Here is a 6,586-nt window from a genome sequence, read left to right as displayed (position 1 = left end):
CTTCATCCGGCGCCACAGCCGGAAGGTGGAGGGGAAGGCCAGCAGCCAGCGCGAGATCCGCACGCCCTCCATGTGCTTGTCGGCGGTGATGTCGGCGATCCGGCCGACCGCGTGCCGCGCGGCCTCGACCGCGACGACGAACAGCACCGGGATCACCGCGTGCATCCCGACCCCCAGCGGGTCGGGCCAGGCGGCGGCGCCGTTGAAGGCGATGGTGGCGGCCGTCAGCAGCCAGGCGGTCTGCCGCAGCATCGGGAAGGGGATGCGGATCCAGGTCAGCAGCAGGTCCAGGGCGAGCAGCACCACGATCCCGGCGTCGATGCCGATGGGGAAGAACGGCGCGAAGCCGCCGAAGCCCTTCTGCTCGGCGAGGTCGCGGACGGCGGCGTACGATCCGGCGAAGCCGATCGCCGCGATCACCACCGCCCCGGCGACGACCACCTTGGCAAGGGCTTGCTGGACTCGTGAGAGTGGTCGCCGGGGCGGGCGTGCTCTGGAGTGGACAGGTGCCTGCTGCGGGTAGCCGGGGAGGGGGGCGCGCTCCGGGAAGTTCTTTTCGGTGTTTGCCACTCGGGTAGCTAATCGCGCTCTGGCCTGCGGAAACGGGGCTTCCTTGCCGTCTTCCCGCTGGGTGGGAGGCTCTCTGCTGCCACTCCCCCGCTTTCCCGTGGCGCGGTTTCTGGGAAGGCAGCAGCTTCTTACGTGAGGCCGGGGCGGCACAGGTGGTCGCGCGCTGCTTGTGGCGCTCGCCGGGTCGGTTGTGGTCGGCCTGGTTCCGTCCGTTTGGTTGTGTGGTCGGGGTGTTCCGAGCGGGCTGGGGTTTCGGGTTGGCCCGGTGGCGGCGCCCGGGCAGAAGTCAGGTGAGGAGCCGCACGGCAGGGGCTTCCTCACTGGTGGCGAGCGGGTGATCGCAGTGGCCGCAGGCGTCGCGTGCCGGCCGGACCATGTTGGTCTGGATGCCGAACGCCCCGGACTGCCGGGCCTGCGGACAGTGGTACCCCAGGTGCAGGCGGACCCATGGCGTGAGCGAGAATGCGGCAGCCGCCTGGTCGCGCTTGGCGTCGTGGAACGGCGCCCACCAGTAGTCGACGACGGCCCGCAGTGCCGTCCGCTCCCGCTCGTCGGTGATGTCGAAGGCGGCGATCCGGGCCGCGGCGGGATGCTCGGGACGCTCCCTGTCGGCTGAGCAGAGAGCGTGCTCCTGCCCGTACCGGAAGGAGGTCGTGCGCCCGGTGCGTCCGCAGACGAAGCAGTCCAGGCTCAGTTCCAGTCTCTGCTGCCAGTGCAGGTTGTGGAAGGCCTCGTCTCGCCGGGGGTAGACCAGTTCGGCGGTGATCTCGACACTTCGCAACACCGCGCGATCATCCCAGACGGTGCGGCTTGGCCCCCGCCTAGCGGCCGGCCTCGTACGCACCGGTCCTTGCCTGCGGCGCCCGCGCGGCCTCGTCGTACTTCTGCGGGCCAGGCCGACCTGGCGGGGCAGCTGGCGATGAGAGCGATGCGGGGGTGTTGGATGTGCTGCAGGCAGGGCCGGATGCGGCGGGTGAGGTACTCGGGTGCGGTTGAGCGGTGCTTGGGCAGTTCGGCCGCACTGCGATAGGGACCCGGGTGTCCTCGATCAGACTGGCCTCTGAGCTGGGTGCGTGGGCGGCTGCTGGTCCGGGGGCTTGTAGCGTTGCCGCGTCAGGCAACGTTCGCCCTGTTGTGACGTGTCGTCCGGTGCTGATCCGGGCGGCGCGTGTGCGTCATGCTGTGCGGGTGGCTGAGCGTGTGCGGGTCCAGGGATCGATGGCAACGAGGGGCAGCGACTGCTGCGGATCGTCCGCCGAGGGACCGGGTCGGTGGTGACCTGGAACGGGCCCAGATGGTGCTGGTTATCGGCGCAGGGCGTGGACGTGGCCAAAGTCGCCGAGGGTGACACTCACCAACCCGAACCGGGTCCGAGATGTGATCCACAACTTCAACGCCGACGGCTTCGCCTCGCTCTACCCGAAGCACAAGGGCGGCCGGCCCAGGACCTTCACCCTGTCCGAACGTCGCAAGATCAAGAAGATTGCCAAGTCCAGGCCGGTCGCGAGTTCGGGCCGTTCAACCTCCAGCCCCATCCCGGCCGCCAGTGGGCCGAACACGGCGGCAAACACAAGGACCCCAAGCGCGAGCCACGGCTGCGCCGCCGTGCGACCTACACCCGCCCGCACGGAGTCCGGCACCTGTTCGCCGCCTACGACCTGGGCAAGGGGCAGCTCTACGGCTATATCGAGAAGACGAAGAACAGGTCGAAGTCCCTGGAGTTCTGCCGCTACCTGCGCTCTCTGCACCCGGCGGACGTACCATCGCGATCATCTGTGACAACTACTCGTCCTACCTGACCACCAGGCGCCGCCACCGCGTGGAGGGGCTGGGTCAACGCCAACAACGTCGAGATCACCTACACCCCGACCAACAGTTCCTGGCTCAACCGGATCGAGGCCCAGTTCACGGCCCTGCGCTACTTCGCGCTCGACGACACTGCCCCCCCAGCCACAAGGCCCAGGGCAGCATGATCCGCCACTACATCATCTGGCGGAACAAGAACGCCACGGACAAGCGCCCCAAAGCCCTCGTGAGCAGGACCAACGCTGCCTGACTCGGCGCGGCAGGCGGAGTCACCACAGGTGCAGAAAGCTCTGGACATCGTCATAACCGTCGAGGGCCCGCCCATCCACGTCCGTCGGGTTGACCTCGGCCCGCGCCGCCAACGACTTCGCCAGCGCGAGGGCCTCATCGCTGAGTCGCCCGAAGCGTCGAGCGGTGCGTCCCAGGCACAGGCCGGCCAGCCCGAGCAGTGGACTTCCTGACACAGCCCGCGTCCCGACCTGCACGCACCAGTGCTCGACGAACTTCGCGTCATCGTCGTTCAACGCGGTCCCGACCAGGACATCCGCCGCCTCGCCCTCCGCCGAGCGGTCACGCAGAGCCCGCTCCTCGTCTCAACCACCGCCTCGTGAGGCAGAGCCGGAGGGTTCTCGAAGTTCAGATGAGAATGCACCCCACGAGACTATGCGGACCGCATCCGCATCTGCCTGCCGCCACCTATCCGGGAGGACAGGGCGAACGTTGCCTGACGCAGCACGTGATACACCTCTGGCACTTTTGCCCCGGCTACGGATAGTGCCTTCCTGGCGGAGCCATCGACCGTTACCCCTGGCGTCCCGCCTGCGGGATCGCCACAGGCGGTCGGCGAAGAAGTGCCAGAGGTGGTCGCACAGTTATCTCTACTTCGCGTTACCACGCCGCGCGGCCGCTGATGCATGCCAGTGCTGCATGGACGTTCGGTCCAGGTGTGCGGTTTCGTCGCCGGGAGTTCCTGAAGTCTGGCCGCCGTCCGAAGCGGCATGCCATTGATGTGTGTGGTGGGCGACGGTCGTATTTAGACGTCGTCTCATTTGGTGATTCCGTGCGACGATTCGTCGGCCAGTAGGAAGCCACGAGCGGAGGCGAAGACCAGTGGAGTACGTCAATCTCGATGTGCAGGTCGGCAACCTGTCAGGGATCCTGGACCCGGCTCGGTACCTGGAGCGCCTGCCCTCGATCTCTGGTGATCTGCCGCCGGGCGCCCGGGCCTTCGCCACTGACACGGATCACTACGACTTCCAGAGCAGGCGATGCGTGAAGGACCTGAAGCTTGGGGCCGTCCGGGGCGCCGACGGCGAGGAGATGGAGGTCGAGTTCCAGCACAACTGCTGGAAACATGACCACGACCTCGTCATCCGCTACGCAGGGGTGTCCAGATTCGTCATCGATCCTGCCGACGAGGGCCGAGGGACGGACCTCGGGACTGTGATTCTCGACGAGATCCTGCCGCACGGGGACGGCTGCAGTCACGAGATCGCCTGCTGGGACGGCACGCTCACCATTGTCTGCCGTGACCTCCAGGCGACCTGGACCGAGGCCGACTGCTCAAACAAGTCGTAGGCGCGACAGGTCGTGGGGATTGTTGAGCGGCTGGTGCCGGATGAGCTGTGGGAGCTGTTCCAGCGGGTGGTGCCGGAGGCGCCGTCGCGGCCGCAGGGTGGTGGCCGGCGCCGGTACGGCGACCGGGAGGTGTTGGCTGCGATCGTGTTCGTGGTGACGTCGGGGTGTACGTGGCAGCAGCTGCCCGCCGCATCGTTCGGGCCGTCCGGGGCGACGGCCCACCGCCGGTTCACCGAGTGGACCCGGGCCCCCGGGTGTGGGCCAAGCTGCATCGCCTGGTCCTGGATGAACTCGGCTCCCGCGGTGAACTGGACTGGTCGCGGTGCGCGATCGACTCGGTGAGCATGCGGGCGATGAAAAGGGGGACCTGACCGGTCCGAATCGAAGTCGACCGGGGCAAGTACGGGTCGAAGATCCATCTGATCACCGAGCGGACCGGTCTGCCCCTGTCCGTGGGCATCTCCGGAGCCAACCTCCACGACAGCCAGGCCCTGATCCCGCTGGTGCAGGGCATACCGCCGATCCGCTCCCGCCGCGGGCCGCGCCGTCGCAGGCCCGGAAGGCTCCACGCGGACAAGGGCTACGACTACGCTCACCTGCGGCGATGGCTGTCCCAGCGGGGCATCGGGCACCGCATCGCCCGCAAGGGCATCGAGACCTCGCAGCGGCTGGGCCGGCACCGCTGGACCATCGAGCGCACCATGGCCTGGCTCACCGGCTGCCGGCGCCTTCACCGCCGCTACGAGCGCAAGGCCGAGCACTTCCTCGCCTTCACCAGCATCGCCTGCACCCTCATCTGCTACCGCCGCATGAACACCTGACCTGCACCGAGGACACGGCCGTGTGCAGGATGATGGCTCGGTGACCAGGTCCGAGCAGATGCGGGACGCGGCCCGACTGTGGCGGGAGCACCTCGACGCCGACTTCCCCGCCGACCTGCGAGGTGTTGAGTTCGAAGGCATCGACATGGTGATGCTCGACGCGGATACCGCAGGCTGCGTCTGCACGTGGCTCAACAACGGCGGCGCCCTCGATCCGAAGCGCAGACGCATCCTGCAGGCCCGCTTTGAGGACCTGGCTCGAGTCATTCCGCAGATCAGCGCCCCATCAGGCCGCCAGTACTACCAACGGCTGCACCAGCTTGCCCTGCTCGTTTTGAGCGTTCCGAACGCCAAATGAGATGACCTGTTACTTCGTGCCCGCGCAGTCCAGTGTCCGCGGTCCGGCTGCTGGCCGTCCTTCGAGTGCCGGGTGCGCGGACAGTGACGGCAGCGGTTCGGTGGCCGAGTGGCCGCGCTGGTTTTGGTGGCCTCGACGAGCACTGTCCGCTTCCACTCCTGGTCCGGTCCGGCCGCCTCCCGTAGGGTCTCCGCGTGAGTGTGCAAGGTGTGCCGGCGGTGTCCCGGGTCCGTGGTCTGCTGCTCGGTCTGGCCGCGGGGGATGCGCTCGGGGCCGCCGGGGGCGCGCCGCCCGCGCGGGGTCCGCTGCGCGCCGGGGTCGGTACCCAGTTGGCCTGCTTCACCGTCGAGGGCCTCATCCGCGCCTGTGTTCGCGGCTCCCACAAGGGCATCTGCCATCCGCCGTCGGTGGTGTGGCACGCGTACTGCCGGTGGGCGGCCAGGCAGGGCATCGAGCCCGAGCGGTTCCGCCGCCGCTGGGCCGGCGGTGGAGCCGACAAGGCATGGCCGGACGGCTGGCTCGCCGATGTGCCCGCGCTGGCCGAGCGGCGCGGTTCGGCCCCGGCGACCGTGACGGCGCTGACCGGGCTTGAGCAGGGCACGGTGGAAAGGCCGGTGACGGCCAGCCGGGGTTGCCACGCGCTGACCCGCGCCCTTGCCGCCGGCGTGCTGCCCGCCGGCCGGGAAGGGTCTGCCTGGGTTCGGTGGGCCCGTGAACTGGCCGCGTTGACCCATGGCGATGCCGCCGCGCAGAGCGCCACGGCGGCTGCGGCGGTGCTGGTGGGCCACTGCCTGCACGGTGCGTCGGTACCGCAGGCTCTCACGGCCGGGACCGAGGCCGTACAGGCCGCACGGGACCTGCCCGGTGGTCTGGCCGCCCGGCTGGCCGACGCGCGCAAGGGTGCCGAGAGGCAGCCCGCCGACCCCGCGCGGCTCGCCCTCCTCGCCCCGGATGCCACCGCCGAGGCGGTGCTGCTCGGCGGTGTGTACGTCGCCGCGTCCTTCTCCGGCCGGGCCGATGTGGGGGCCGCGCTGCGCTTCGCGGCCGGTGCCCCGCACGGCGAGGGGGTGGGCTGTGTGGCCGGCGCGCTCCTGGGAGCCGCGCACGGCGCGGACGCACTGCCCACCGGTCCCGTCAGCCGCCTGGAACTCGCCTGGATACTGGACGTCCTGGCGCGTGACCTGGTGGCCGAGCTGACCGAGTCCCCCGGCGGCAGTGAGTACACCGATGCCAAGGATCCTCTCTGGCTGACCCGCTACCCCGGCTGGTAGGAGACGCGGACGATCCCCGCGGCCGCAGCACGGCCGGACGGAGAGCGCTCGGGGTTGTGCAGGAACACCGGGCCGGAGACGCTCTCGGAAGCCGAGATAGGCCTGCGCCACCGTGGCTTGGAGGCTGCTGGGGCTGTGTGAGTGCTTGGTCCCCGGCCGGGAAGGATCCGACCTTGTAGGAG

General features: G+C 69.3%; 6 protein-coding genes and 2 pseudogenes. 5 read left to right on the top strand and 3 right to left on the bottom strand.

What is annotated here, in order from left to right; translation table 11 throughout:
* Both CUT83_RS00325 and CUT83_RS00320 read right to left on the bottom strand, forming a co-directional pair.
* A partial coding sequence (locus CUT83_RS00325) for a DUF2637 domain-containing protein (RefSeq protein WP_143688447.1) occupies window positions 1–441 on the bottom strand: 441 nt, incomplete at its 3' end.
* Between the two features lie 415 nt (window positions 442–856).
* Window positions 857–1,354 carry a hypothetical protein gene (locus CUT83_RS00320; protein WP_101253858.1) on the bottom strand — a complete coding sequence of 166 codons (498 nt, stop codon included), beginning with the start codon at window positions 1,352–1,354 and terminating at the stop codon, window positions 857–859.
* A gap of 404 nt (window positions 1,355–1,758) precedes the next feature.
* On the opposite strand from CUT83_RS00320, the pseudogene CUT83_RS31480 reads away from it, so the two are divergent.
* Window positions 1,759–2,626: pseudogene (locus tag CUT83_RS31480) on the top strand (transposase).
* Between the two features lie 19 nt (window positions 2,627–2,645).
* Here the strand turns inward: CUT83_RS31480 and CUT83_RS00305 are convergent.
* Window positions 2,646–2,900, bottom strand: coding sequence for a hypothetical protein (locus tag CUT83_RS00305; RefSeq protein WP_240958550.1), 255 nt, complete (start codon window positions 2,898–2,900; stop codon window positions 2,646–2,648).
* Window positions 2,901–3,486: 586 nt separating this feature from the next.
* Here CUT83_RS00305 and CUT83_RS00300 point away from each other — a divergent pair.
* The 4 genes and pseudogenes from CUT83_RS00300 to CUT83_RS00285 all read left to right on the top strand — a co-directional run bounded on the left by CUT83_RS00300 (window position 3,487) and on the right by CUT83_RS00285 (window position 6,404).
* Window positions 3,487–3,954, top strand: coding sequence for a hypothetical protein (locus CUT83_RS00300; RefSeq protein WP_101253856.1), 468 nt, complete (start codon window positions 3,487–3,489; stop codon window positions 3,952–3,954).
* Window positions 3,955–3,972: 18 nt separating this feature from the next.
* Window positions 3,973–4,775: pseudogene (locus tag CUT83_RS00295) on the top strand (IS5 family transposase).
* 40 nt (window positions 4,776–4,815) lie between these two features.
* A complete protein-coding gene (locus CUT83_RS00290; protein ID WP_240958548.1) occupies window positions 4,816–5,133 on the top strand; it encodes a hypothetical protein in 318 nt (105 codons plus the stop codon).
* Window positions 5,134–5,351: 218 nt separating this feature from the next.
* Window positions 5,352–6,404, top strand: coding sequence for an ADP-ribosylglycohydrolase family protein (locus CUT83_RS00285; RefSeq protein ID WP_240958546.1), 1,053 nt, complete (start codon window positions 5,352–5,354; stop codon window positions 6,402–6,404).
* Window positions 6,405–6,586: the final 182 nt, after the last annotated feature.

The organism is Streptomyces barkulensis (assembly GCF_002843305.1).
Taxonomy (GTDB): domain Bacteria; phylum Actinomycetota; class Actinomycetes; order Streptomycetales; family Streptomycetaceae; genus Streptomyces; species Streptomyces barkulensis.
Note: the sequence above shows the minus strand (reverse complement) of the source record. Positions and strands in the feature narration are given on the sequence as shown.